The sequence below is a fragment of the Serratia liquefaciens genome, assembly GCF_027594825.1.
Lineage (GTDB): Bacteria > Pseudomonadota > Gammaproteobacteria > Enterobacterales > Enterobacteriaceae > Serratia > Serratia liquefaciens_A.
This window is the reverse complement of sequence record NZ_CP088930.1, coordinates 3,342,115-3,365,621: the sequence shown is the minus strand read 5'-3', so window position 1 is coordinate 3,365,621 and position 23,507 is coordinate 3,342,115. Positions and strand designations below refer to the sequence as shown.

Genomic DNA, 23,507 nt, shown 5'->3' with positions numbered 1-23,507 from the left:
TGTCAGGTTCGCAGCTCTTGTAGACTCACACCGGTGAAGACCGATTTGGTGATATACATGAGATGGCGGTAGAATGTACCGTTTTCAATCCCAACTTAAGCAAAAAAGACAATGAATCTGAATAATAAACAAAAACAGCACCTGAAAGGCCTGGCGCATCCGTTAAAACCGGTTGTCATGCTGGGTAATAACGGTCTCACCGAAGGGGTGCTGGCTGAAATTGAACAGGCTCTGGAGCATCATGAGCTGATCAAGGTAAAAATCGCTGCTGAAGATCGCGAAACCAAAACCCTGATCGCCGACGCTATCGTGCGTGAAACGGGTGCCTGCAATGTGCAAGTCATCGGCAGTACGCTTATTCTTTACCGCCCGTCTAAAGAGCGCAAGATCAGTCTACCGCGTTAATAAGCATTGGGTTAACGAAAAGGTGCCATGCACCTGATTCAGATAAAAGGCCGCACGCGGCCTTTTTCCTTTCTTTACAAAACCCTGGCGAATTTCTGAACGATTGGAAGGTGATCAGAGATATTCAACCTTCAAGATCTCATAATCGACATCGCCACCCGGGGTTTTTATCACGACCACATCATCTTGTTCTTTGCCAATCAGGCCACGAGCCATAGGCGAATTCACCGAAATCAGATTTTTCTTGAAATCGGCCTCATCGTCGCCAACGATGCGGTAGGTGACTTCTTCTTCGCTATCCAGGTTCAACACCGATACGGTGGAGCCAAAAATCACGCGGCCATTGTTTGGCATCTTGGTGATATCGATCACCTGCGCGTTCGACAGCTTGGCTTCAATTTCCTGGATACGCCCTTCACAGAATCCCTGCTGCTCGCGAGCCGCATGGTACTCTGCGTTTTCTTTCAAATCGCCGTGTTCACGGGCGTCAGCGATGTCCGCAATGATTTTCGGACGGCGCACGCCTTTCAAATATTCGAGTTCTTCGCGCAGTTTTTCAGCGCCAAACAAGGTCATCGGAATCTGTTTCATAGTATAAATACCTCTAAATCTTTCCTGTTCAAATAGCCGTCATCCTGACGTGTTCGTATGAAAAAACGGTGGGTACATGCCCCCCGCCTCCAGGCGATAAACAAAAGAAGCCTGACTCGGAACCCTTGCCCAAGTCAGGATCGATTTTGCATTTTGATACGCATTTTAGCCTAGAGTTCCTTGAGGGTCATCGTTTACTTTTTCCCTGAATGCACCGTAGTATGACGGCACGTTATCCAGCTGTTATCCCGAGATTATGCGTTTTTCACGAATTGTCAGTGCATTGGCTTGCGCATTTGTTCTGAATGCGAATGCGGCCCCGGTTGAAGATTACACACAATATTTGCCTGATGGGGCCAACCTTGCCCTGGTAGTTCAGAAGATCGGCGCTAGCGCACCGACCATCGATTATCACTCTCAGCAAATGGCGTTGCCGGCCAGTACCCAAAAAGTACTGACCGCTTTAGCTGCCTTGTTGCAGCTCGGCCCAGACTATCGCTTCACCACCACGCTGGAGAGCCAGGGCGATATCAGCGACGGCGTGCTGCGCGGCAACCTGATTGCACGCTTTGGCGGCGATCCGACCTTTAAGCGCCAGAGCCTGCGCAACATGGTGGCGATCCTGAAAAAACAGGGCGTGCGCCAGATTACCGGCGATGTGCTGGTCGATACCTCGGTATTCGCCAGCCATGACAAAGCCCCCGGCTGGCCGTGGAACGACCTGACGCAGTGTTTCAGCGCACCGCCGGCGGCGGCGATAGTCGACCGCAACTGTTTCTCGGTGTCGCTGTACAGCGCCCCCAACCCGGGCGATATGGCCTTTATTCGCGTGGCCTCCTATTATCCGGTCAATATGTTTAGTCAGGTTCGCACGCTGGCAAAAGGCTCTGCAGACGCTCAATACTGCGAGCTGGATGTGGTGCCGGGCGAACTGAACCGGTTTACCCTGACCGGTTGCCTGACCCAACGCAGCGATCCGCTGCCGCTGGCCTTCGCCATTCAGGATGGTGCCAGCTACGCCGGGGCGATCCTGAAAGATGAGCTGACCCAGGCCGGCATTCAGATCGACGGGCACCTGAAGCGCCAAACGCAGCCGGGCCTGAAGGGAACGGTGATCGCCCAGACCCAATCAGCGCCGCTGCACGACTTGCTGAAGATCATGCTGAAGAAATCGGACAACATGATTGCCGATACCGTATTCCGCACCATTGGCCATGAACGCTTTGGCGTTCCGGGGACCTGGCGTGCCGGCGCTGACGCCGTGCGTCAGGTGCTGCGTCAGAAGGCCGGCGTGGATCTGGGCAACAGCATCGTGGTGGATGGCTCAGGCCTGTCACGCCATAACCTGCTGGCTCCGGCGACCATGATGCAGGCGCTGCAATATATCGCGCAGCATGACAGTGAGCTGAACTTTATTTCGATGCTGCCGCTGTCAGGCTACGACGGCACTCTGCGCTATCGCGGCGGGCTGCATGAAGCCGGTGTTGATGGTAAAGTTTCCGCCAAAACCGGTGCGCTGCAGGGCGTGTATAACCTGGCCGGATTTATCACCACCGCCAGCGGCCAACGTTTTGCCTTCGTACAGTATCTGTCAGGCTATGCCGTACCGCCGGAAGATCAAAAGCAGCGTCGAGCGCCACTGGTACGTTTCGAAAGCCGCCTGTACCGAGATATTTATCAGAATAACTGAGGGTTATGATGAAACTGCTGATTGTGGAAGACGATGAGCTGCTGCAACAAGGGTTGGCACTGGCATTAGCCGGGGAAGGCTATGCCTGCGACTGCGCCGCCACGGCGGCGGAGGCCAATGCTCTGCTCATCACCAGCCAATACAGCATGATTATCCTCGATCTGGGTTTGCCCGACATGGATGGCGCCAGCCTGCTGCGGCAGTGGCGCCGCCAGCAGATCGACCTGCCGGTGCTGATTTTGACCGCCCGCGACGCTCTGGAAGACCGGGTCGACGGGCTGGACGCCGGTGCTGACGATTACCTGGTCAAGCCCTTCGCGCTGGTTGAACTACAGGCGCGCGTGCGGGCCCTGATCCGCCGTTATCAGGGCCACAGCGACAATCTTATACAGCTGGACGATCTCCAGCTTAATCTCTCCAGCCAGCAGGTTTATGTTCAACAGCAGCCGGTGGAGGTTACGCCGAAAGAGTTCGCCATCCTCTCCCGCCTGATGATGCGCGCCGGTCAAACGGTTAATCGCGAGCTGCTGCAGCAGGATCTTTATACCTGGCAAGACGATTTGGGCTCCAACACGCTGGAAGTGCATATCCACAATCTACGCCGCAAATTGGGTAAGGATCGCATCCGTACCGTTCGCGGCATCGGCTATCGACTGGAATCCTCATCATGATCAGCATGCGCCGTCGTCTGTTGTTGATGCTGGCGCTGATCCTGTTGGTCACCCAGTTAATCAGTGCCTTTTGGCTCTGGCATGAAAGCCAGGAGCAAATCAGCTTCCTGGTGGATGAAACTCTGTCAGCCAAAGTGCGCACCGAGCGTGTCGATACGGAAATCGCCGAGGCGATAGCCTCACTGCTCGCCCCATCGTTGATCATGATGATCGTCACCCTGCTGGCCTCGTTCTGGGCCATTAGCTGGATCATCCGACCGCTCAACCAACTGCAGCAACGGCTGGAGAAGCGTTCCGCCGATAACCTGACGCCTCTTCCGCTCAGCGGAGACAGCCTCGAAATTATGGCAGTCACCACCACACTTAACCAGCTGTTCTCACGGTTGGATAACACCATCCAGCAGGAAAGGTTGTTCACCGCCGATGCCGCACATGAACTGCGTACGCCGTTGGCTGGGATACGTCTGCACCTGGAACTGATGGAGCAACAGGGTGTCCCGCAAAGCCGACCGTTGATTGCCCGTATCGATCAACTGATGCACACCGTCGAACAATTGCTGATGCTCGCGCGGGCCGGGCAAGATTTTGCCAGCGGCCACTATCAACGTTTCGACTGGGTGAGCGACGTGATCCTGCCGCTGCAAGAAGAACTTGAGGAATTGACCCGCCAGCGTGGGCAGAAACTGCAATGGCAGCTCCCGGTGGCTGCCCCAACGCATGGCGACCCGGTCCTGCTTCGCCTGCTGCTACGTAATTTGGTAGAAAATGCCCATCGTTACAGCCCGGAAGGCAGCAGCATTCAGGTGCAGCTTACGCCGCAGAACGCAGGCTACCAGCTGCAAGTGATTGACGAAGGCCCGGGAATCAAAGAGCAAATGGAAGGTGAGCTCACTCAGGCTTTCCGCCGTATGGATCAGCGCTATGGCGGCAGTGGGTTGGGATTGAACATCGTCACCCGAATAGTGCAACTGCATCAGGGCCGTCTGACGCTGGAAAACCGTCGCGACAGCCATGGACTGAATGCACAATGCTGGTTACCTGAGAATGTCCTGAACAAATAATGCCGATAAAAAAAGGACCCAGTTCATTGAACTGAGCCCCTTTGTTCGTAAGATTATTTCTGGTAAACGATTTCTACGCCTTCGTCGTCATCTTCGTCCCAGTCGTCATCCCAATCGTCGTCCGCTTCGGCTTCCACTTCCGCGATCTGTTCACGGTGGTAATCATCCCACATGAACTCGACTTTCTCCGGTGCGCTTTCTTCGATAGCCATGGCTTTCGGTTGGGTGTTGATGAACTTCATCACGTCCCAGCACAGCGCATTAACGCCTTCGCGATTCACGGCGGAGATCATGTAGTACTTACCTTCCCAGCCCATGCCTTCTGCAATCGCCTTGGCGCGCTCGGCGGCTTCTTCCTCACCTATCAGGTCAACCTTGTTGAAAACCAGCCAGCGTGGCTTCTGAGCCAGATTTTCGCTGTATTGGTTCAACTCGTTGATGATGACTTTGGCGTTTTCTACCGGATCGGATTCATCGATCGGGGCGATATCCACCAGGTGCAGCAATACGCGACAACGTTCCAGGTGCTTCAGGAAGCGAATCCCCAGGCCGGCACCGTCGGAAGCTCCTTCGATCAAACCAGGAATATCGGCAATGACGAAGCTCTGCTCGTGATCCATACGTACCACACCCAGGCTTGGAACCAGGGTAGTAAACGGATAGTCGGCCACTTTCGGCTTGGCGGCGGATACCGCACGGATGAAGGTGGATTTGCCGGCGTTTGGCAGACCCAGCATGCCGACATCGGCCAGCAGCAACAGCTCCAGCAAGATATCTCGTGCTTCGCCGGCGGTGCCCAAGGTTTTCTGACGTGGTGCACGGTTAACCGAGGATTTAAAACGGGTGTTGCCCAAACCGTGCCAACCGCCCTTCGCCACCATCAGACGTTGTTCATGGCGGGTCATGTCACCGAGGATCTCGCCGGTGCCCTGATCCTGCACGCGGGTACCGACCGGGACCTTGATGGTGATATCTTTGCCACGCTTGCCGGTACAGTCACGGCTTTGGCCGTTCTGGCCACGTTCAGCACGGAAAGATTTCTCAAAGCGGTAGTCGATCAGCGTGTTGAGGTTTTCGTCCGCCAACAGATAGACGTCGCCGCCATCGCCGCCGTCACCGCCATCAGGGCCGCCGTTCGGGATATATTTTTCGCGGCGGAAGCTGACGCAACCATTACCACCGTCACCTGCAACGACCAAAATCGCTGCTTCATCTACAAACTTCATTTACCGTCTCCGTAAATCATTCACCGGGCTGCTTCAAAGGAGCAACCAGGCGGGTTTCTGCCCGTCGCGGCCACCAACGGTGACCAATTGCGGAAAACATGGCGCCCGCTACCACCACGAAAGCGCCGACATAACCGACGACATTCAATGTCGGGGCGGCGAATACGTGTGGCCAGGCCAGCGCCAACAAATCTGAAAACAGCAGGGTAAACAGCGGGGTCAGCGTGATTAACGCGCTCACCTGCGCCGCCTGCCAGCGCGCCATTGCTTCCGCCAGCGCACCATAGCCAATCAGCGTGTTGGCGCCACAGAACAGCAAACAGGCCAATTGCCAGCCGCTGAGCTGGAAAATCACCTCAGGCTTGGCCAGAGGGAATAGCACGATCGCACATAAAGTGTACAACATTACCAGAATCTGCGGCGAGGCTAATCGACGCAGCAACACTTTCTGCGCCACGCCATAAGTCACCCAGACCATCGCCGCGCACACGCCTAACAGCACCCCCAGGGTGTAATCCGTCAGGCGGGTGAAAATCTCAATCAGGCTGACATTGAAGAACAACAGCAGCCCGCAAATCAGCATCAGTGCGCCAATCACCTGGGTGATACGCATCCGCTCTTTTAAAACCAGCACGCTGGCAAACATCATGCCGACCGGCGACAACTGGCCGATGACCTGCGATGCCGTCGGGCTAAGGTACTGCAACGAAGAGCTGAAGAAGATAAAATTCCCCAGCAGGCCCGCCGTAGCGATGGCCAAAATCAGCAGCCAGCGCGGCTGACGAAACAGAGTCACCGGCGGCAATCTGCCGCGTATGGCCAAGATAATCCCCAGCCCTAGCGCCGCAATGGTAAATCGATACCAAACGACGGTAAACGGCTCCATCACTACCAGCACTTCTTTCATCGCAATCGGCAATGCACCCCAGCAAACTGCCGTAGTTACCGCCAGGGAAATGCCAATTCCGACCTGCTGTTTCGTTTCCATCTTACCTTTTGCCAGCGCTGACGGGCTGATGCACAAGCAGCCCATAAATGTAAAAAGCCCCGCAACGAGTTGCGGGGCTTACATCTATTTCGTAAGGCTCGAAAAATTATTCAGCTTCGATGCTGATGAATTTACGATTGCTCGGGCCTTTAACTTCGAATTTGACTTTACCGTCTTTCAAAGCAAACAGAGTGTGGTCTTTGCCGCAACCCACGTTGGTACCAGCGTGGAATTTAGTGCCGCGCTGACGAACGATGATGCTGCCTGCCAGTACTGCTTCGCCGCCAAAGCGTTTAACGCCCAGACGTTTAGCTTCTGAATCGCGACCGTTACGAGTCGAGCCGCCAGCCTTTTTGTGTGCCATTAATCTGCTCCCCTAACTTAAGCGCTGATGCCGGTGATTTTAACGTCAGTGAACCACTGACGGTGGCCCTGCTGCTTACGATGGTGCTTACGACGACGAAACTTAACAATCTTAATTTTCTCGCCACGACCGTGAGCAACGACTTCAGCTTTGATCTTACCGCCATCGACGAAAGGAACGCCGATTTTGATATCTTCGCCATTAGCAATCATCAGAATCTGGTCAAACTCAACAGCTTCACCAGTTGCGATGTCCAGCTTTTCCAAGCGAACGGTTTGACCTTCGCTTACTCGGTGTTGTTTACCACCACTTTGGAAAACCGCGTACATATAAAACTCCGCTTTCCGCGTGCCCAACTGTTCAGTACAGAGCGCGCTATAAATATTCACAATAGGGCGCGAATTCTACGCAATAATCCAGCATATGACAAGAGCAGAATAAGACCAGAAGCAGAAAAAAGAAGAAAAAAAGCACAGTTTCTTTCATGGCGTTTATCTGAGGCGTTTTTCAAGTACAATCAGTAGGACAGTTACCGCCATGTACCGATGTGAGCAGCGATCTCAACGCGGTGAAGAGAAACACAGCTGAAAAAAATACAATGAACCTAGAGCAAATTACCGAGTTAACCGCGCAAGATATGGCGGCCGTGAACGCAACAATTCTCGAACAGCTGAATTCCGATGTCACGCTCATCAATCAGCTTGGCTATTACATTATCAGTGGTGGCGGTAAACGCATCCGTCCGATGATCGCCGTTCTGGCGGCGCGGGCATTGCATTATCAGGGTGATAAACATATTACCGTCGCAGCGCTGATCGAATTCATTCACACCGCAACTCTGCTACATGATGATGTGGTGGATGAATCCGATATGCGCCGCGGCAAGGCCACGGCTAATGCCGCCTTCGGCAATGCCGCCAGCGTATTGGTTGGCGACTTCATTTATACGCGCGCTTTCCAGATGATGACCAGCCTGGAATCACTCCGTGTACTGGCCCTGATGTCCGAGGCGGTCAACGTGATTGCCGAAGGCGAAGTGCTGCAGTTAATGAACGTGAACGATCCGAACATTACCGAAGAAAGCTACATGCGGGTGATCTACAGCAAAACCGCACGCCTGTTTGAAGCGGCGGCGCAATCTTCGGCGATCCTTTCGGACGCCAGCGAGGCGGAAGAAAAAGCGCTGCAGGATTACGGCCGCTATCTCGGCACCGCCTTCCAGTTGATCGACGACCTGCTCGATTACAGCGCCGACGGCAGCACCTTGGGTAAAAATACCGGTGACGATCTCAACGAGGGGAAACCGACGCTGCCCTTACTGCATGCCATGCATAATAGTGAAGGCGAGCAGAAGGCCATGATCCGCGGCGCGATTGAACAGGGTAACGGCCGTCATTTGCTGGAGCCGGTTTTACAGGCCATGGAGCAATGCGGTTCGCTGGAATATACCCGCCAACGCGCTGAGGAAGAAGCCGACAAGGCGATTGCTGCACTGCAGGTTCTGCCGGAGTCTTCCCACCGTGCCGCGCTGGAAGGATTAGCTCATCTTGCGGTTCAGCGCGATTTTTAAGAAATAACAAACGCCCTGCTGTTTCCACAGACCCGCAATGCGGGTCTGTTCATTTCTCCGGAAAAACACGCGCCAGCAGGCCGCCAATCCCTTCTCGCATCAGGAAAGCCAACACCTTTTCGCGTTCGCTCTCCGTCAGATGGTAGTAATACTCAATCCACACCGTCAGCGGATCCTTGCGCTCAACTTCATACAGCGCCGGGTCCTCTTTCAAGATCAGTAAATTGCGCGTGCCTGTCGGCAAACTGTCAATGTGATACTCCAGCGCCTTTCCCTGTACGCCTTTGCGCCGACGGCTGATCCAGCCTTCACGACGCGCCATCAAGTTTATTCCCTGTGGTGAGGAAGGTAATCCTGCCACGCCTGTCAATTCCTTGGCGGCAAACCACTCTTTTTTCATGGCCATGTTCTCTGGGCAAAAGTAGGCTAAGATCTTTTTTAGGAAATTTATTGGATATTTTTTAAGAAATTTAGTGGTATCCTAGTTTCCGTATAAGCGTTTCATGTTGTTCAAACGATTAATTTTGACCTGTTAGTTATACCACTAACAGAACTTTCGCTAATCAAAAAAGGAATGCAAACATGAACTCAAGGAACAAGGATTGGCATCCGGCGGATATCATTGCGGCTTTACGTAAGAAGGGAACGACACTGGCAGCGGTGTCGCGCAAGGCAGGACTTAGCTCATCAACGCTGGCAAACGCACTGTCGCGTCCCTGGCCGAAGGGAGAATGGCTGATTGCCGAAACGCTCGATATACACCCTGCAGAAATCTGGCCGAGCCGCTATCTCGATCCCCATACCAATAACTTACTGGATCGAAAAGCCCGTATTCGGTCATAGCTGCGGGCATAAAAAAACCGCCGGTACGCTGTCCGGCGGTCTATGCATACTCATGCACTGCTGAACAATCAGTTATTGATAAACTTTTCGCCCAGTTCGATATCTTTGTGCAGAACATCCAGCATTTCTTCCAGCGCTTTCTGTTCGAACGCGCTCAGAGTGCCGATGTCTTTACGTTCTTCAACGCCATTCTTACCCAGCACCAGCGGTTGTGCGAAGAAGCGAGCATATTTGCCATCACCTTCCACATAAGCACATTCCACCACGCCTTTTTCGCCTTGCAGCGCACGAACCAGAGACAGGCCGAAACGCGCCGCCGCCTGGCCCATTGACAGGGTTGCAGACCCGCCACCGGCTTTGGCTTCAACCACTTCGGTACCCGCATTTTGGATACGCTTGGTCAGATCGGCCACTTCCTGATCGGTAAAGCTCACGCCAGGGATCTGCGACAGCAGCGGCAAAATGGTCACGCCAGAGTGTCCACCGATCACCGGCACGTTCAGCTCTTCCGGCTGTTTGCCTTTCAGCTCAGCCACGAAAGTGTTGGAACGGATAATATCCAGCGAGGTCACGCCGAACAGTTTGTTCTTGTCATAAACACCGGCTTTCTTCAGCACTTCTGCCGCGATAGCCACGGTGGTGTTGACCGGGTTGGTGATAATGCCGATGCAGGCTTTCGGGCAGGTGGTTGCCACTTGCTGGATCAGATTACGCACGATACCTGCGTTCACGTTGAACAGATCTGAACGATCCATGCCTGGTTTACGCGCAACGCCGGCAGAAATCAGCACCACGTCGGCACCGTGCAGAGCTGGAGTAGCGTCTTCGCCACTGAAGCCTTTGATTTTCACTGCGGTTGGGATGTGGCTTAAATCGACGGCAACGCCTGGGGTAACGGGGGCAATGTCGTAGAGAGAGAGTTCAGAACCTGAAGGAAGCTGGGTTTTGAGTAGAAGGGCGAGGGCCTGGCCGATACCGCCAGCAGCACCGAGAACTGCAACTTTCATCCTATACTCCTTTATTATCTTAAATATATAAAGCGCCGTGAATATGTTGGTTACGGACCTTAAATTATTACACCTTTAAAAACAATCTCTTAACAGTCTGTTTGAGAACTGGCGCAATAAAACAGCCGATGTCGCGCTCATTTTAGATTAAATAGCTTACGCATTAAGGGCATAGCGCACACTAATCAAAAATACTGCGAGGTTATTCACGAGCAAGTTAACCGGCGGTTACATTACACCCTTACACAACATCAGAACAACATCATTTTAATAACATTTTCTTTACCACCGCGGGCGGCATTTTCGGTCACCGAAAGGGCATATTCATGGGATACGGATTTTGTTAAAATGCTGCCCTTTCCTCGTTGTCCGGGCATTGATATTTTTTCCGGACGTCCTTTGATTGCATAAAAATTCATTTATATGCATAATCATCACTTCTATTGTCAACATTCCACGGTGCAAAATGCGTAATCCCGCAAAGCAGGAAGATCTGATCAAGGCGTTTAAAGCGTTATTGAAAGAAGAAAAATTCAGTTCTCAAGGCGAGATTGTTTTGGCGCTGCAAGAAGAAGGCTTCGAAAACATCAACCAATCCAAAGTATCGCGCATGCTGACGAAGTTCGGCGCGGTGCGTACGCGCAATGCCAAAATGGAAATGGTGTATTGCCTTCCCGCCGAACTTGGCGTGCCGACCACCACCAGCCCGCTGAAGAACCTGGTTCTTGATGTCGATCATAACGACGCAGTTGTCGTGATCCATACCAGCCCCGGCGCCGCGCAGCTTATTGCTCGCCTGCTGGATTCATTGGGTAAATCCGAGGGTATTCTCGGCACCATCGCCGGTGACGACACCATTTTCGTTACCCCAGCCAGCAGCTTTACCGCGCGCCAGCTGTACGAAGCCATCCTGACCCTGTTCGAACAGGAGCTGTGATGCATAACGCTAACAAAATGCGGCGAGCCGTCGCGTTTTGTTAGCGTTTCTTTAACCCTATCCTTACTTTCCCCCCTAGCCCTACCACGTTTAACTCCGGGTTTCTTTCTCGTCACAACACATTTCAATGACATTTCTGCTCAGCCAGTGATAGCTACTGTGATCTTCCGCACTTTTGGTCAAAAGCACTTACCTTATTGAAATTACATAAATTTAACATCAAAAGATCGTTTTATAACCACTTTTTATTCCATCTGGTTATAAAAGATAAGGATCATCATAATAAAGTTTCACTAGAAACTGTTAGCGAACTATTAATTTTTGGCGTTACTAGATGTATACTCATTTCCGTGACGTAAATCACAGTTCATTGGAACTGATAAAAGAATACGAAAAGGTCAAATCATGAAAATTAAATCTACCATCGCAACTATGAGCGTTCTCTCCATGCTTTCTTTCGGCGCATTTGCAGCACAATCTGTTGATGCAAACCAGGCCGCAAAAATGCAATCTGCAGGTACCATTACCGTCAGCGGCGTTGCCGGTGCACCTTCAGATATCCGTCAGGCACTGTCTGAAAAAGCCGATGCCAAAGGGGCGACCGCTTACCGTGTAATCGAAGCGCGCAATGAAGGTAACTTCCACGCGACCGCTGAGATTTATAAATAAGTACAAGGCGTTACCCGGCAACGGGCAATATCACTCTGGTACCCGGCATCACTGATAACGGCCTTCAAGTACAAAAATGCTGTAAAAGCCCTTCCAGGCGGTTATCACAATAGGACGAACTATCATGAACATGAAAACCACTCTCGCTGCACTCAGCCTGCTCTCAGTCGTTTCGTTCGGCGCTTCCGCCGCGACGTTAATCACCAATGACCAGGCCAGCACGCTTCAATCTGCCGGTACTATTACCGTCAGCGGCGTCACCGGTGCGCCTTCAGACATTCGCCAGGCGCTGTCTGACAAAGCCGACAAACAAGGCGCTAAAGCCTATCGCGTGATCGAAGCCTACGAAAATGGCAACTGGCACGCGACGGCCGAAATCTACAAATAACAATTCAGGGAGCTCTGCTTACCGAACTGATTACCCTCGTCACTGCCACTGCCGAGTTCTATCGTAAGCACTGATTCCTTGAAGAAACTTCGTCGTCCTATCCGACGAACCCCGTTGCCCTCGCTCGCGAGGGCTTTTTTATGGGCAAAAGAAAAGGCCGCAAGCGGCCTTTTTGTTTTGCTTCTTTCACACTAGATCGACGATCAATAAGTCACTTTAGGCTCTGACTTGCGGGCCAATGCTTCCAGCAGACGGTCATGGATCCCGCCGAAGCCGCCGTTACTCATCACCAAAATGTGGTCACCCGGCTGGGCCGTTTTCACGATCATGTCCACCAGCGTGTCGAGATCGGCACTCCAGTGGGCCGGCTGTACACAGGCCTCCGCGACTTCCGCCACCTGCCAGGGAATATGGTGCGGTTGGAACAGGAAGACTTCATCGGCACGGCCCAGAGACGGTGCCAAATCGTTCTTGCTGATCCCCATTTTCATGGTATTGGAACGCGGCTCGAGCACGGCCAAAATACGCGCGGTACCGCCAACCTTGCCGCGTAATGCGGCCAACGTCGCCAGGATCGCCGTTGGGTGATGGGCAAAATCGTCATACACCGTAACGCCATGGGCTTCACCGCGCAGTTCCAGACGGCGGCGAGCATTGATAAACTCACCGAGCGCGCGGCAAGCATCGGCTGGCAGCACACCAACGTGGCGCGTGGCAGCAATAGCCATCAAACCGTTATGCATGTTGTGTTCGCCCACCAGCGACCACTTCACTTCGCCCACCTGCTCACCGTCGAGGAACACCGCATAATGGCTGGCGTCCGGCGTTAATTTTTGAGCGCGCCATGCGCCCTCTTCCCCGACCAGCTCTTGCTCACTCCAACAGCCCATCGCCATCACCTGTTTCAGGTGGTTGTCGTTATCAGGCAAAATGATCTTGCCCTTGCCCGGCACCAGGCGTACCAGATGGTGAAACTGTTTCTGGATCGCTTTCAGATCGTCGAAGATATCGGCGTGATCAAACTCAAGGTTGTTCATGATCAGCGTACGCGGGCTGTAATGCACAAACTTGGAACGCTTGTCGAAGAACGCGCAATCATATTCATCGGCTTCGATCACAAAGAACGGGCTGCCGCCCAGACGGGCAGAAACGTCAAAGTTGCCCGGAACACCGCCGATGACAAAACCCGGCTGATAGCCGCAGGATTCCAGGATCCAGGTTGCCATACCGGCGGTAGTGGTCTTGCCGTGGGTGCCGGCAACGGCCAGCACCCAGCGATCGCGCAGCACATAATCATGCAGCCACTGTGGGCCAGAAACGTAAGGGATCCCTCGTTCCAGTACCGCCTCAACACAAGGATTGCCCCGCGTCATGGCGTTACCGATGATCACCAGATCCGGCGCCGGATCCAACTGAGCAGGATCGTAGCCCTGGATCAGGTCGATCCCTTCCTTCTCCAGCAGCGTGCTCATCGGCGGATAGACATTAGCGTCAGAGCCGGTCACCTCATGCCCCAGCGAACGAGCCAGCACCGCCAGTCCGCCCATAAAGGTGCCACAGATCCCAAGAATGTGAATGCGCATAGTTTTCTCATAGAGTACGTCGAATGTTGACTCATTCTAACGCTCAGAATCGTCCAGAAGAAATGGATTTGCCTATGAATAGCGTTCATCTTTGGGCTACACTGCTCGCGAATACGTTGGCGGTTTGTTAACAAACCGCTACCCATCCGTAGATTCAGGGATTGTGTCATGAAAACGTTAGGCGAATTTATCGTCGAGAAACAGCACGACTTCTCACACGCCACCGGCGAGCTGACTGCGCTACTTTCTGCAATTAAACTGGGCGCCAAAATCATCCACCGCGATATCAACAAAGCGGGTCTGGTGGATATTCTGGGCACCAGCGGCGTTTCCAATGTACAGGGCGAAGTTCAGATGAAACTGGACCTGTACGCGAATGAAAAGCTGAAAGCAGCATTGAAAGCGCGCGGTGAAGTTGCGGGTATCGCTTCTGAAGAAGAAGATGAAATCGTGATATTCGACGGCGAGCGGGCTGAAAATGCCAAGTATGTGGTGCTGATGGATCCGTTGGACGGTTCGTCCAACATCGATGTCAACGTCTCGGTCGGTACGATTTTCTCTATCTATCGTCGCATTACCCCGGTCGGTACGCCAGTGACCGAAGAAGACTTCCTGCAGCCAGGCAGCGCACAGGTCGCCGCAGGCTACGTGGTTTACGGTTCATCCACCATGCTGGTGTACACCACCGGTTATGGCGTGCATGCCTTTACCTACGATCCTTCTCTGGGCGTGTTCTGCCTCTCCCACGAGAAAGTTCGCTTCCCAGCCAGCGGCAATATGTATTCCATCAACGAAGGTAACTACATCAAGTTCCCGCGCGGCGTGAAGAAATACATCAAATATTGTCAGGAACAGGACGAAGCTACGCAACGCCCTTATACCTCACGCTACATCGGTTCACTGGTTGCCGACTTCCACCGCAATCTGCTGAAAGGCGGAATCTACATTTATCCAAGCACCGCCAGCCACCCGCAAGGCAAGCTGCGCCTGCTGTACGAATGCAACCCGATGGCGTTCCTGGCGGAACAGGCCGGCGGTAAAGCCAGCGACGGTAAAAACCGTATTCTGGACATTACCCCGGTGAAACTGCACCAGCGCGCACCGTTCTTTGTCGGCACCAAATCGATGGTGGAAGACGCAGAGCGCTTTATCGCTGAGAACCCGGACGAATAACGGGGTCTATGTGGGGGACGGCAAGCCGTCCCCGGCATTATAATTTGAACGCCGCCATGCTCTGCGCCAGTAACTGAGCCTGATCCTCCAGCGAGCGCGTCGCCGCTGCCGACTCCTCGACCAAGGCCGCATTCTGTTGCGCCACCTGATCCATCTGCGCCACCGCCAGGTTTACCTGCTCGATACCGCTGCTTTGCTCACGCGTAGCCGCAGAAATTTCCCGCATCAGCGCCGTCACCCGGCCCACCTCACCGGTAATGCCGTTCATGGTTTTCGCCGCCGAACCGGCCATTTGTTCCCCTTCTTGTACCCGATTCTGCGACGCTTCAATCAAACCTTTGATCTCTTTCGCCGACTGTGCGCTGCGCTGAGCCAGGCTGCGAACTTCACCGGCCACCACGGCAAAGCCACGCCCTTGTTCACCGGCACGCGCCGCTTCGACCGCCGCATTCAACGCCAGAATGTTGGTCTGGAAGGCAATGCCGTCCATCACGCTGATGATATCGGCAATGCGGCGTGAGCTGTCGGTGATCGCCTGCATCTTGTCCATGACCTGACTGACCACTTCACTGCCTTGGTTGGCAATATCGGATACGCTCAGCGCCAGCTGATTAGCCTGTTCGCAGTTCTCGGCGTTCATCTTCACCGTCGAGGTCAGCTGTTCCATGCTGGCGGCGGTTTCCTCCAGCGAAGCGGCCGACTCTTCGGTACGCTGCGCCAGGTGCAAGTTGCCGGCAGCCAGTTCGCGTGAACCGGTGTCAATTTGGCTGCTGGCATCGCGCACCTTGCTGACCGAACTGACCAAGGCCTGCTGCATTCGCTGCATCGCACGCACCAGACGGCCCATTTCAGTCTCGCCTTCGCCGGTGATGCTGTGCGTCAGGTCGCCGCTGGCGATATGCTCCAACTGGGCGATAGACTCATCGAGCGGGCGCAGGATAATCACCCGCAGCGCAAACCAGGCCAGTACCGCCAGCAAAATGCTGAGCAGGCCGGCAATCACGATCAAGGTAATCTTGGTGCTGGCATTGCTTTCCGCCTCATTCACCCGCTGCTGGCCAATCTTCATGGCGAAGCTGCGGAAATCACTGAGGTCCTTTTCAAAAGCGATGCTCAGGGCAGAAATTTTTGTTTCCTGAATGTCGTAGTAATCATCAATTTTGCCGGCCTTGATGGCGTCGGCCATGGGCCCAACGCCCTGTTCCAGATAGGCGCGGTAGCTGTTTTGCAAACGACCGGACAGCTCACGTCCACGTTCGGTGACGGTACCGACGCTGACAAAACGCGCCATTTCCTGCTTCGATTGCGCAAGGTAGTCATAGATACGGCCCACCGTAGCATCTGAAACCTCAATCTGGCCGATTTCCCTTTGGCGCACCGCCAATGAGGCAGCGGTTCTGGCGCGCAGCGTCAGGTTGGAACTGCTGGCCAGCGACCCCAACTCTTCCCCCAGGATTTGATTCAGGGTGTGTAACGAGCGCGATCCTTCGTTAATCGCGTTGACGCCAATGGTGCTGACCATAATCAACAGCAGCGTCATCAGGCTCAACAGGGCAATCAGCCCGGCCTTGACCGTAATCTTTTTTAGCATGAGTTCTTCCCGGCTTCAGAAATAGTGAGATCGTACGTAGAGGAGGTAAAACGCGGAGCCAGACTTCGCCGACTCATTATTATTTGATGAAGTTATCGGCAACCCTCGAGAAAACTTAACGCCGCAGGAGGATTTATCTGGAAATTCGATGGATGGCTCTGCGCCGGGGCGGGGATGATGAAAAGGGCAGGAATTCGCAAAAGAGTCCGCTATAATAGCCGCCACTCCATTTCTGGTTTGATTAAAGGAAACCGACATGAGCTTGAACCTGGTCCCTGCTGGCAAAGACCTGCCGGAAGACATCTACGTTGTTATCGAAATCCCGGCAAACGCCGATCCGATCAAATATGAAATCGACAAGGACACCGGCGCGCTGTTCGTTGACCGTTTCATGTCCACCGCGATGTTCTACCCGTGCAACTACGGTTACATCAACCACACCCTGTCTCTGGACGGTGACCCGGTTGACGTGCTGGTGCCAACCCCATACCCACTGCAGCCTGGCTCTGTGATCCGCTGCCGTCCGGTTGGCGTGTTGAAGATGTCCGACGAAGCCGGCGAAGATGCAAAACTGGTTGCCGTACCGCACAGCAAGCTGACCAAAGAGTACGATCACATCAAAGACGTGAACGACCTGCCGGAACTGCTGCGCGCCCAGATCGCTCACTTCTTCGAGCACTACAAAGATCTGGAAAAAGGCAAATGGGTGAAAGTGGAAGGCTGGGCAGATGCTGCCGCTGCCAAAGCTGAAATCGTTGCTTCTTTCGAACGTGCCGCCAAGAAGTAATTCTTGCCGCCGTCCGATAAAAAAACACCGCTCAGTGAGCGGTGTTTTTTTTTACTTTTCGTCGAGACGCTTCAGCCAGTCGCCGCTGTTAATTCGCGGGTAACCGTCCACACTGTGTTTATACAGGTAGATCCACGCACTCCCATAAGGCGTCTGAATCAGCTCGCGCTTATAGTCCTTGGTGTTGCTTTTCAGTTCGTCCAGCTCAGCCAAAATCGATGAGTTAATGCGGTACACTTCGCAATGTACCGTGCCCTCTCCAGGGATCGCCGCCGGGTAATGGCCCAGATTATAAATCTGATAGCCTTCGAGCTCATGCTCGCCGAGCCATTGGGCGTTGGTCATCCAATGGCTGTTTCCCTGTTTGCGTCGTAAACTGCCGTAGACAATTATTCGCATCGCTAAAACTCAAACTGATAGAGCAAATCTAATGCCTGGTCGAGACCAGACACCGCTTCCAGATACAATTTAGGCATCAGGCGGTAACGCAACGTCAACGTAGCCAGCGAGTCGAAAATACCCACCCCATATTTTACTTGTAAGCCTGGGAGAACATAACCGCTCACGACAACCTGGGAACTGTCGCCGACACCCTGAGTATCCAGGGCCAAATTGCTTACGCCAAACGCCTCGCCGATTTTACCCACAAGTTGACCACTTTGTGCAACCCCCATCCCAATTAACATTGAGGTCATTGCGTTACCATCGGCGCCGGAACTGCCCAATCCCTGCCCACGCAGCAGATAAGACAGCGCTTCCTGCTGAGATTTGGCCGGATCCGAGAACACTTCCAGCTTGGGTGCATCCGCCAACCCGGTAACGCGTACCCCAGCGGTAACGTCGTCTTCGGTCGAATCCGGATTACGGATGGCTTCAATATTAAGCAACGGCTGATCCGGCGGCCCTGAGAACATCAGTTGGCCCTTGCGAACGATCAAATCCTGACCATAAGCATGGAAGCGACCGGAAGGGATGTCAATCTGGCCGTTCAGGCCCAGGCCATTCTTGTCCTGCACCACTTTCAGATCGCCCTTCAGGCGGGCTTTTAAGCCAAAGGCATCCAGCCGCACGTCGTTGCCCACGTGGATCATCAGATTACTGTTGATCGGGATCCCTGCAGTTTTCGGCTGTATCGGTTTCAGTTGGTTGTCCAGCATCACCTCGTCGGAAGAGACGCCCACCGCACTTTCCGGCAACTCCTGCACCGTAATGCGCGCCCACGGAATATCCACTGAACCATTGAGCGAGAACAACTGCGGCGTCGCTTCAAAGACCAGATCGGGTGAAACGTCAATGCGGATCATCGGCGGCACCGTCACCCGCAGCTTATCGCCCTTGGCGGCGATACGTGCGCGCCAGGCGTTAATATCCCGCCAATCGGCATCGCCCGACAGGTTAAGCTGCCCGCGCGTGGTGCTGACCAGCCCTTCCATGGTCGAGGTCATGCCGTCAAAGTTCATCACCAGGCGGCCGTCCGTCATATCAAACGGCATCCAGTGACCATCTATATCAACCTTATCCAACGCCATCCGGCCATAAACCAGGGGCTTCTGCGCGCTGCCGCCCAGGCGCAGATTGGCATTCAGCATGCCCGCGGCTTTCTCCCCCTTCATCAACGCCGGATTGATCATCGCCAGCGAGATATTGGTGATATTGACGTTGCCGCTGATATTGCGTCGTACCTGCGGATCGGCAACCTGCACGTTACCGTCAAATTGGCCATTATTGGTCAACTTGATCAACCAGTCGGCCTGCGCACGACCGTTGGACAGGCCGGCATTAAGGTTCAACCGATCAAAGGCGATCGGCAGCGCGTTGCCCTGCACTTGCTGAACCACCTTCACTCCGTTACCCACCAGGGAAACTTTGGCGTCCGGCAGCGCACCGCCCGGCTTCCAGCTTACGTCAGCCCGCCCGGTGAATACCCCGCTCAGGGCGGTCTCCGGGCCGAGGAAAGGTTTGATCATCGCCAGATCAAAGCGGTTCAACACCACGCTGGCCTGGCCACTCGGCCCGGCTTCGATGGTTTTCGGCACGCACAGTTCGGCGTTCGGGTTCTGCCAGCAGTGCGGCCCAACGCTGATTTTCTGCGCGGTATTCAGATAATCCAGCGCAATGGCGCGAGTCAATCGCCATTCGCCCACCGGGGTATCGAAACGGGTATTGTTCAGGTTGCCGCGCCAGCGCTGCTGTTGGCGATCGAAACTGCCCTGCAGCGCCAACTGACCGGATACCGGCTTGCCGTCAATTTTCAACTGCAGCTGATGCTGCTTCTCACTGCCTTTGGCATCCAGTGTCAGCAGGCTGATATCCAGCGCATCCTGCTTAAGTTGCTCAACGCGTACCGCCAACTGACCCTGGATCTGGTCGCTGGAGCGGACGTCGCCGTCAATTTTCACCCGGTTAATGCGCAGCGCCTGCCACTGCAGGCCGGAAGCGGTCAGGTCGGCCAGCAGCTGAGGCGCCTGCAGGTTGCCCCGCAGCTTCAGCAAGCCTTTCGCCGTACCGCCCAATCCTGGCAGAGCGCCGTCCAGACGTGGCGCGTCAATGTTCGCATCCAGGTTCCAGCTTTTCTCGTCCAGTTGGCCCTTAACGTTCAGTTGGTTGCGTCCGAGCGTCAGATCGATACCCGGGATTTTCCACTGACCGGCTGCGTTGCCGCTGAGCGTGCCTCGCGCGGTGACCTTGTTTTGTTTCACGTTGCCGTCGAGCTGCAGCACCGGCACCTGCAGTTGCCAACTGCCGCCGTGCAGGCTGCCGCGCGTAGTGATTTTACCGTCCAACTTCGCCGGCCATTCCGGCCACTGCTTGGCGGTATTGATGCCGCTCAGCGTCAGCTGTGAATTCCAACTGATGGCCTTGCTCCAGTCCACCAGCGCCGTCAGATCGGTATTGCCCTGCAAGGCCGCCAACCGCAGGCGATCCAGTTTGAACTGTTCGACGTTACCTTTACCGTCCAGCGTCAACACCGCCGGCGGGAGATCCTGTCCCTTGATATTGGCCCGGGTCGATAACGCATAGTCGGTGGCCTTGCCATTAAAGCGCAGGCGGAAATCGTTAACCTGATATTGCGGCTCGCCGCTCAGCGGCCATTTCAGCTGTTTGCTTTGCAGCGTCAGTGCCAGCGGTAAACCCACTTCAGCCAATTGGGTCTGTACATCAAGCTGTGCACCGACCGGCCCGGAGAGGTTCAGCGCCACTTTGAGTTCTTCGCGCAGCCCGCCGCCGACGTTCAGTTTGACCTTTTCCCCTTTCAGCGGCTCGATATTCAGCGTGCTGTTGGCCACCATTTCCACCGGCCAACTGCCGGTCAGCGTCGCCTGCCCCTGCGCAGACAACGTACCCTGCGGGGATTTCACATCAAAATTATCCAGCTTGATATGCTGATCCTGGGTGCTGGCCTGCAGCAGCAGGCTGGTAATCAGCACCTCGGTATCACCGGTCAGCCGCAGTTGTTCCCCACTGATTTCCTTAACGGTGATATCCAGCGGCAAGCGAATTTCCGGCAGATCCGGCAGCAGCGGCTTGGCGAACAGTTCTTTCAACGTTTCGCCCAGCGGTTTCTCTTCCGGCACCGGTGCCGGTTTCGCCGCCTTGTCGACCTGTTCACCCACTTTTTTCGCGACCTCGACAGCCGGCTGTATCGCCTCCGGCAACGGGTTCTGCGGGGTTTTCGGCAGTGCAATCAACAGGCCGCTGATTTTGGTGGGCAGCAAGGTCAGCGCACGCTCTTGCCACTGCGCTCCGGTACGGAACTCGCCGAGAGAGATTGCCGTGTCGTCTACGCTGACCTTAACGTTGTTCAAGGTCAGCATACGCAGAGTGATCGGGTACGGCGTGCTCAGATTGGTGGTCGGCTCGCTGGTCTCTTCCACCGGCGCGGACGGCGTCATTTCTTTGGTTTTCACCACCACGTCGACGTCCTGCGCGGTCAGCGCATTGACGCACAACGAACTGTTTTTAAAGCAGGCCAAATCGAGTGACAGATGGAATTGTCCGGCATTCACCGTGACGCCCGGCATCTGATACTTCACGCCCTTCAGCGTCAGATCACGCCAGCCACCGCTCACGCTGGCAATGTCCAGCCCCGGCACCCATCGCGCCGCACCGTTGATCACCATATGCAAACCACTGGTGGTACCGAGCAAGTACGCCACCGCCCCTACCAGCAACAGCAAGACAATCAGGAAACCAAAGCAAATCTTTTTTATCAGGCTCATAGTTCAGGCCCCAAACCGATGTAGAACTGCATCCCGTGGGTGTCCTTGTCCCCCACGGGCGCGGCGATATCCAGCTTCACTGGCCCTACCGGCGACTGCCAGCGTACGCCTACGCCGGCGCCGGTCTTGAAGTTGCTCTGCTTGATATCGTTCACCGCTTCACCGGAGTCGACGAACATCGCCCCCCACCATTTGCCGGTCACGTTGTATTGATACTCCAGCGAGCCAGTCAGCATTTTGGAGGCACCGGTCAACTTGCCGTCATCGTTGCGGGGGGAAATGTCTTTGTACTTGTAGCCACGGATGCTGCGATCGCCGCCGGCAAAGAAGCGCAGGTCTGGCGGCACCTTGTCGAAGTCGTTGGTTTCGATCCACCCCACCTGCCCGCGCGCCACGAACCGGTGCTTATCGGCCAAAGTGCGGATCCAGACGTTCTGCGCCTGCATCAGCGCGAAGTCCACGCCGGATCCCCAGGTGGTGTCGGAAACGTCGATGGAGTAGCGTTGGCTATCGCCCCAGGTCGGCATCAGGCCTCCGCGCGAGCGGGTGCGGTTGAGGCTGACGCCGGGGTACAGCAGCATGGTGGTATTGCTGACGTTACCCTGGGTAAAGTTATCCCAGCGCCAGGTCAGGTTGATCGCCCGCTGCCAGCCGCTGGAGAGATCCCAGTTGCGCGAGGCTACCACTTTGGAGGTAACGGACTTGGTGTCGTTGAGATCGACGTTCTTGAGCCCGCCCTGCAGCAGGTAATACTGCTCCAGCGGATTCTTCAGCAACGGGATCTTATAGGTCAGATCGAGCTGCTGCTCCGGGGCCGAAATACTGGCGCTGGTTTCCAGACTGTGGCCGCGATCGTTAAGCCAGGGCTTCTTCCAGGTGCCTTTAATGCGCGGGCCGACGTCGGTGGAGTAACCAACCCCGGTTTCGATGGTGTTGCGAGTGCGTGGCGACACCAACGCATCTAGCGGCAAAATCTTGTTCTCTTTGGCATCTTTGAAATCAGGGGAGACCACCACCGAGTTAAACCAGTTGGTGGCGGACAAACGGCGGTTCAGTTCGGCCAGGTCTTCCGAACTGTAATAATCCCCCTGATGAAAGGGCACCAGATTTTGCAGATAGTCTTCACGAATTTGCGAGCCGGTGAACTTCACCTGGCCGAAGCGGTAACGCTGCCCACTGTCGAAATCGATATCCCAATAGGCCTTATGCAGATCTTCCGCCACGCCGAGCTGGCTTTTGGTCATATCGGCATCGAAATAGCCTTTGCGCAGCGCCAGGCCGGTCAGTGAACCTTTAAAACTGTCGTATTTACCGTGGTTGAGGATCTCACCTATCGTCGGCTTGCCTTTTTTGACCAACGACAGATAGTCTTCATCGGTTTTCGCACCGCCTTCCAACACGATATTGGCGCCGGCAATGCGCACCGGTTCACCCGGATTGACCTTGGCGTGCAGCACCGGCCGCGCCAGCCCTGGCCGATCGTCCAACGTAAAGTCGATGGTAGGCTGATAATAGCCAAGCGCTCTCAGCCCCTGACGAACCGCTTCATCCACGCGTGCGCGGAAACGGCCATCAGTGCCGACCTCTTCCGGAGTGATGGAAGACAGGCGCACCCGGACGTTTTTTTCCAGTTCCCCGCTAAGTCCTTCAACCTGCAGCCGCACATTCGCCGAAAACGCCGCAGGCGTCGCGAGCAGCGCACACAAAAAGCACAGGGCACGGTATCGTGGCACGCGTTCTCCT

24 protein-coding genes are annotated in these 23,507 nt (G+C 54.7%); 11 read left to right on the top strand and 13 right to left on the bottom strand.

The window, feature by feature from the left end:
• The first annotated feature begins 111 nt into the window (after positions 1-111).
• The gene (gene yhbY, locus LQ945_RS15350; protein WP_004933536.1) at positions 112-405 is read left to right on the top strand and encodes a ribosome assembly RNA-binding protein YhbY; all 294 of its coding nucleotides are present in this window, start codon (positions 112-114) and stop codon (positions 403-405) included.
• Positions 406-519: 114 nt separating this feature from the next.
• On the opposite strand, the gene greA is transcribed toward yhbY, so the two are convergent.
• Positions 520-996: a transcription elongation factor GreA gene (gene greA / locus LQ945_RS15345; protein ID WP_044553963.1), complete on the bottom strand. Its 477-nt coding sequence runs from the start codon at positions 994-996 to the stop codon at positions 520-522.
• A gap of 256 nt (positions 997-1,252) precedes the next feature.
• Here greA and dacB point away from each other — a divergent pair, with 256 nt between their 5' ends.
• The 3 genes from dacB to pmrB are packed head-to-tail and all read left to right on the top strand — an operon-like array spanning position 1,253 to position 4,418.
• A complete protein-coding gene (dacB, locus tag LQ945_RS15340) occupies positions 1,253-2,686 on the top strand; it encodes a serine-type D-Ala-D-Ala carboxypeptidase (protein ID WP_182820913.1) in 1,434 nt (477 codons plus the stop codon).
• An 8-nt stretch (positions 2,687-2,694) separates the two neighbouring features.
• The gene (gene pmrA / locus LQ945_RS15335) at positions 2,695-3,357 is read left to right on the top strand and encodes a two-component system response regulator PmrA (protein WP_270102995.1); all 663 of its coding nucleotides are present in this window, start codon (positions 2,695-2,697) and stop codon (positions 3,355-3,357) included.
• Positions 3,354-4,418 carry a two-component system sensor histidine kinase PmrB gene (gene pmrB, locus LQ945_RS15330; protein ID WP_270101129.1) on the top strand — a complete coding sequence of 355 codons (1,065 nt, stop codon included), beginning with the start codon at positions 3,354-3,356 and terminating at the stop codon, positions 4,416-4,418. The genes pmrA and pmrB overlap by 4 nt, the downstream gene beginning before the upstream one ends.
• 53 nt (positions 4,419-4,471) lie before the next feature.
• Here the strand turns inward: pmrB and cgtA are convergent, their stop codons facing one another.
• The 4 genes from cgtA to rplU all read right to left on the bottom strand — a co-directional run bounded on the left by cgtA (position 4,472) and on the right by rplU (position 7,325).
• Positions 4,472-5,644, bottom strand: a complete 1,173-nt coding sequence (gene cgtA / locus LQ945_RS15325) for an Obg family GTPase CgtA (RefSeq protein WP_262241338.1) — start codon at positions 5,642-5,644, stop codon at positions 4,472-4,474.
• Positions 5,645-5,660: 16 nt separating this feature from the next.
• A complete protein-coding gene (locus LQ945_RS15320) occupies positions 5,661-6,632 on the bottom strand; it encodes a DMT family transporter (RefSeq protein ID WP_182820919.1) in 972 nt (323 codons plus the stop codon).
• Between the two features lie 106 nt (positions 6,633-6,738).
• Positions 6,739-6,996 (bottom strand): 50S ribosomal protein L27, encoded by a 258-nt coding sequence (gene rpmA, locus LQ945_RS15315; protein ID WP_004933559.1) that lies wholly within the window; start codon positions 6,994-6,996, stop codon positions 6,739-6,741.
• 17 nt (positions 6,997-7,013) lie between these two features.
• The gene (gene rplU, locus LQ945_RS15310) at positions 7,014-7,325 is read right to left on the bottom strand and encodes a 50S ribosomal protein L21 (protein ID WP_004933561.1); all 312 of its coding nucleotides are present in this window, start codon (positions 7,323-7,325) and stop codon (positions 7,014-7,016) included.
• A 269-nt stretch (positions 7,326-7,594) separates the two neighbouring features.
• Here rplU and ispB point away from each other — a divergent pair, with 269 nt between their 5' ends.
• A complete protein-coding gene (gene ispB, locus LQ945_RS15305; RefSeq protein ID WP_044553960.1) occupies positions 7,595-8,566 on the top strand; it encodes an octaprenyl diphosphate synthase in 972 nt (323 codons plus the stop codon).
• A 49-nt stretch (positions 8,567-8,615) separates the two neighbouring features.
• Here the strand turns inward: ispB and LQ945_RS15300 are convergent, their stop codons facing one another.
• The gene (locus tag LQ945_RS15300) at positions 8,616-8,966 is read right to left on the bottom strand and encodes a DNA-binding protein (protein WP_262241337.1); all 351 of its coding nucleotides are present in this window, start codon (positions 8,964-8,966) and stop codon (positions 8,616-8,618) included.
• 182 nt (positions 8,967-9,148) lie between these two features.
• On the opposite strand from LQ945_RS15300, the gene LQ945_RS15295 reads away from it, so the two are divergent.
• The gene (locus tag LQ945_RS15295) at positions 9,149-9,409 is read left to right on the top strand and encodes a helix-turn-helix domain-containing protein (protein ID WP_270101126.1); all 261 of its coding nucleotides are present in this window, start codon (positions 9,149-9,151) and stop codon (positions 9,407-9,409) included.
• Between the two features lie 68 nt (positions 9,410-9,477).
• On the opposite strand, the gene mdh is transcribed toward LQ945_RS15295, so the two are convergent.
• Positions 9,478-10,416, bottom strand: coding sequence for a malate dehydrogenase (mdh, locus tag LQ945_RS15290; protein WP_201895813.1), 939 nt, complete (start codon positions 10,414-10,416; stop codon positions 9,478-9,480).
• 251 nt (positions 10,417-10,667) lie between these two features.
• Complete coding sequence (locus LQ945_RS15285) at positions 10,668-10,835, bottom strand: hypothetical protein (protein ID WP_156033866.1); 168 nt, start codon at positions 10,833-10,835, stop codon at positions 10,668-10,670.
• Between the two features lie 47 nt (positions 10,836-10,882).
• Between LQ945_RS15285 and argR the strand changes: the two genes are divergently transcribed.
• The 3 genes from argR to yhcN (LQ945_RS15270) all read left to right on the top strand — a co-directional run bounded on the left by argR (position 10,883) and on the right by yhcN (LQ945_RS15270) (position 12,410).
• Positions 10,883-11,353, top strand: coding sequence for a transcriptional regulator ArgR (argR, locus tag LQ945_RS15280; protein ID WP_020824937.1), 471 nt, complete (start codon positions 10,883-10,885; stop codon positions 11,351-11,353).
• Between the two features lie 405 nt (positions 11,354-11,758).
• Entirely contained in the window at positions 11,759-12,022 is a 264-nt protein-coding gene (gene yhcN / locus LQ945_RS15275) for a peroxide/acid stress response protein YhcN (RefSeq protein ID WP_048762811.1), read from the top strand.
• A gap of 124 nt (positions 12,023-12,146) precedes the next feature.
• Positions 12,147-12,410 carry a peroxide/acid stress response protein YhcN gene (yhcN, locus tag LQ945_RS15270; protein ID WP_044553956.1) on the top strand — a complete coding sequence of 88 codons (264 nt, stop codon included), beginning with the start codon at positions 12,147-12,149 and terminating at the stop codon, positions 12,408-12,410.
• 203 nt (positions 12,411-12,613) lie between these two features.
• On the opposite strand, the gene mpl is transcribed toward yhcN (LQ945_RS15270), so the two are convergent.
• A complete protein-coding gene (gene mpl / locus LQ945_RS15265) occupies positions 12,614-13,993 on the bottom strand; it encodes a UDP-N-acetylmuramate:L-alanyl-gamma-D-glutamyl-meso-diaminopimelate ligase (protein ID WP_270101125.1) in 1,380 nt (459 codons plus the stop codon).
• 168 nt (positions 13,994-14,161) lie between these two features.
• On the opposite strand from mpl, the gene fbp reads away from it, so the two are divergent.
• Positions 14,162-15,166: a class 1 fructose-bisphosphatase gene (gene fbp, locus LQ945_RS15260; protein WP_020824933.1), complete on the top strand. Its 1,005-nt coding sequence runs from the start codon at positions 14,162-14,164 to the stop codon at positions 15,164-15,166.
• A 37-nt stretch (positions 15,167-15,203) separates the two neighbouring features.
• On the opposite strand, the gene LQ945_RS15255 is transcribed toward fbp, so the two are convergent.
• Entirely contained in the window at positions 15,204-16,757 is a 1,554-nt protein-coding gene (locus LQ945_RS15255) for a methyl-accepting chemotaxis protein (RefSeq protein WP_269935740.1), read from the bottom strand.
• Between the two features lie 256 nt (positions 16,758-17,013).
• Here LQ945_RS15255 and ppa point away from each other — a divergent pair, with 256 nt between their 5' ends.
• Positions 17,014-17,544: an inorganic diphosphatase gene (gene ppa, locus LQ945_RS15250; protein ID WP_004952787.1), complete on the top strand. Its 531-nt coding sequence runs from the start codon at positions 17,014-17,016 to the stop codon at positions 17,542-17,544.
• 51 nt (positions 17,545-17,595) lie between these two features.
• On the opposite strand, the gene LQ945_RS15245 is transcribed toward ppa, so the two are convergent.
• Genes LQ945_RS15245 through tamA form a run of 3 tightly spaced genes read right to left on the bottom strand, consistent with a single transcriptional unit; the run spans position 17,596 to position 23,497 of the window.
• Positions 17,596-17,943, bottom strand: coding sequence for a gamma-glutamylcyclotransferase family protein (locus LQ945_RS15245; RefSeq protein ID WP_006317485.1), 348 nt, complete (start codon positions 17,941-17,943; stop codon positions 17,596-17,598).
• Between the two features lie 2 nt (positions 17,944-17,945).
• The gene (tamB, locus tag LQ945_RS15240; RefSeq protein WP_044553953.1) at positions 17,946-21,764 is read right to left on the bottom strand and encodes an autotransporter assembly complex protein TamB; all 3,819 of its coding nucleotides are present in this window, start codon (positions 21,762-21,764) and stop codon (positions 17,946-17,948) included.
• Positions 21,761-23,497, bottom strand: coding sequence for an autotransporter assembly complex protein TamA (gene tamA / locus LQ945_RS15235; RefSeq protein ID WP_262241333.1), 1,737 nt, complete (start codon positions 23,495-23,497; stop codon positions 21,761-21,763). Before tamA ends, tamB begins: the two co-directional genes overlap by 4 nt.
• Between the last annotated feature and the right edge of the window lie 10 nt (positions 23,498-23,507).

Excerpts from the sequence above, each read along its gene's own strand:
- LQ945_RS15320 (WP_182820919.1), bottom strand. The coding sequence starts at position 6,632 with ATGGAAACGAAACAGCAGGTCGGAATTGGCATTTCCCTGGCGGTAACT.
- mdh (WP_201895813.1), bottom strand. The coding sequence starts at position 10,416 with ATGAAAGTTGCAGTTCTCGGTGCTGCTGGCGGTATCGGCCAGGCCCTC.
- yhbY (WP_004933536.1), top strand. The coding sequence starts at position 112 with ATGAATCTGAATAATAAACAAAAACAGCACCTGAAAGGCCTGGCGCAT.
- yhcN (WP_044553956.1), top strand. The coding sequence starts at position 12,147 with ATGAACATGAAAACCACTCTCGCTGCACTCAGCCTGCTCTCAGTCGTT.
- dacB (WP_182820913.1), top strand. The coding sequence starts at position 1,253 with ATGCGTTTTTCACGAATTGTCAGTGCATTGGCTTGCGCATTTGTTCTG.
- pmrB (WP_270101129.1), top strand. The coding sequence starts at position 3,354 with ATGATCAGCATGCGCCGTCGTCTGTTGTTGATGCTGGCGCTGATCCTG.
- ppa (WP_004952787.1), top strand. The coding sequence starts at position 17,014 with ATGAGCTTGAACCTGGTCCCTGCTGGCAAAGACCTGCCGGAAGACATC.
- rplU (WP_004933561.1), bottom strand. The coding sequence starts at position 7,325 with ATGTACGCGGTTTTCCAAAGTGGTGGTAAACAACACCGAGTAAGCGAA.
- LQ945_RS15245 (WP_006317485.1), bottom strand. The coding sequence starts at position 17,943 with ATGCGAATAATTGTCTACGGCAGTTTACGACGCAAACAGGGAAACAGC.
- yhcN (WP_048762811.1), top strand. The coding sequence starts at position 11,759 with ATGAAAATTAAATCTACCATCGCAACTATGAGCGTTCTCTCCATGCTT.
- LQ945_RS15295 (WP_270101126.1), top strand. The coding sequence starts at position 9,149 with ATGAACTCAAGGAACAAGGATTGGCATCCGGCGGATATCATTGCGGCT.
- greA (WP_044553963.1), bottom strand. The coding sequence starts at position 996 with ATGAAACAGATTCCGATGACCTTGTTTGGCGCTGAAAAACTGCGCGAA.
- cgtA (WP_262241338.1), bottom strand. The coding sequence starts at position 5,644 with ATGAAGTTTGTAGATGAAGCAGCGATTTTGGTCGTTGCAGGTGACGGT.
- ispB (WP_044553960.1), top strand. The coding sequence starts at position 7,595 with ATGAACCTAGAGCAAATTACCGAGTTAACCGCGCAAGATATGGCGGCC.
- fbp (WP_020824933.1), top strand. The coding sequence starts at position 14,162 with ATGAAAACGTTAGGCGAATTTATCGTCGAGAAACAGCACGACTTCTCA.
- LQ945_RS15300 (WP_262241337.1), bottom strand. The coding sequence starts at position 8,966 with ATGAAAAAAGAGTGGTTTGCCGCCAAGGAATTGACAGGCGTGGCAGGA.
- tamB (WP_044553953.1), bottom strand. The coding sequence starts at position 21,764 with ATGAGCCTGATAAAAAAGATTTGCTTTGGTTTCCTGATTGTCTTGCTG.
- mpl (WP_270101125.1), bottom strand. The coding sequence starts at position 13,993 with ATGCGCATTCACATTCTTGGGATCTGTGGCACCTTTATGGGCGGACTG.
- LQ945_RS15285 (WP_156033866.1), bottom strand. The coding sequence starts at position 10,835 with ATGAATTTTTATGCAATCAAAGGACGTCCGGAAAAAATATCAATGCCC.
- rpmA (WP_004933559.1), bottom strand. The coding sequence starts at position 6,996 with ATGGCACACAAAAAGGCTGGCGGCTCGACTCGTAACGGTCGCGATTCA.
- pmrA (WP_270102995.1), top strand. The coding sequence starts at position 2,695 with ATGAAACTGCTGATTGTGGAAGACGATGAGCTGCTGCAACAAGGGTTG.
- LQ945_RS15255 (WP_269935740.1), bottom strand. The coding sequence starts at position 16,757 with ATGCTAAAAAAGATTACGGTCAAGGCCGGGCTGATTGCCCTGTTGAGC.
- argR (WP_020824937.1), top strand. The coding sequence starts at position 10,883 with ATGCGTAATCCCGCAAAGCAGGAAGATCTGATCAAGGCGTTTAAAGCG.